The following is a 1260-nucleotide window of genomic DNA, read 5'->3' on the forward strand; positions in this document are numbered from 1 at the left end:
CCCACCGCCACCGCCACCGCAGAGAACGACGCCGCTCAACTGCCTGAGTCTGATCACTTTCATACGACAGCTCCCCTGACCTATGGCGCGAACTCTGATGGAAGGCTATGCCGGTTAGAGTATGCCCCGCGTCGCGAACTTCGCCCTTCAGCTGGGCGACGAGGAGAGCACACCCTGAGCACAAGTTTCAAAGAGGCGGAAGCCCGCGTCAAGCGAGTTCTCCAGTCGACGGATACGCGGTGCGGAGCGGCCTCGTGTGTGATGGTACTCGACCACTCCGGTTCATTTGTGAGCGAGGATGCGGCTGCCGAAGAGATTGACCGAAACGAGGTCGAACCGCTTGAGTGGCATGCAGATCCCCGGGGGACTGCGCGATGTCTGGGCGCGGACTGGCGACCAGTCAGACTAGAATATCACGCGATTGATCATTCGTTTGCATCGGGCCAAGCTCTCTGCACATGGATTGTCGACTGTATCGTCGAAATGCACCAGCCCGTAATCGTGCTGATTTATGCTGGAGCTCACTGGGTTGTCGTCGATGGCGTCCGCTGGCAACAAGAGGACGGCGAGCGCGTGCTGGTCGGAGTGTATGTGGTCGACCCCTACCCGCACGAGCCTTCGCGTCTCTTTGTTCCTGCCGCCGTATTTCTGAGGAAGTATGCGGAAGCGAACGAATTTGGCTCGATTTGGCTAAGTCGTTTTGTGGGTGTAGGGCCTACTGTTATGAGACCATTCCCTTTTAAGGAGGACGTTCGTATTCGGTCGTTCAGTTACTCACGCCTCCCAAATTCTTCAGCGTTACTTAAGCTTATCGGATATCGGGTGCTCTATGAACAGACAATCAGCCAGATGAATTTACTCGGATTCGAAGAGTTGAGACGGCCAATGGGCGGAGGCGGACCGCGGCGTCCTGTGTTCGTCATCGGTGTCGGGGTTTCGAATTTCGCGTTAGTGCCTTTTGATTTGTCGGACCAGCCAGAGACAGAAGGTTCTCTCTGGGCTGCCGTTGAAATCGAAACTGGCTCGATATTAGAGGTGACGGACGACATCTCAGCCAATCTGGAATTGTACGAGCGCAATATGGAGGCTCCTGATGCCGCTCTCGATCGAGATATGGTCGTGTCAGAGGACGTTTTTTGGGCACCAACTGCTTTAACGTGGAGCCGCTTCAGCGTCTTTCGTCGCGTACAGGTCGCCGGTCGGGAAGCCTTTTTGTTCTCTAACGGCCGCTTGGAGTTGAATTTGCAACTCCGTGGTGAG

Annotated in this window: 1 protein-coding gene; it reads left to right on the forward strand. The window is 55.7% G+C overall.

Annotated features, from left to right (window positions below; translation table 11 throughout):
* Nucleotides 1-258 precede the first annotated feature (258 nt).
* A partial coding sequence (locus MBTS_RS21900; RefSeq protein ID WP_192216469.1) for a hypothetical protein occupies nt 259-1260 on the forward strand: 1002 nt, incomplete at its 3' end.

This window comes from Methylobacterium bullatum, assembly GCF_014845095.1.
Taxonomy (GTDB): Bacteria; Pseudomonadota; Alphaproteobacteria; order Rhizobiales; family Beijerinckiaceae; genus Methylobacterium; species Methylobacterium bullatum.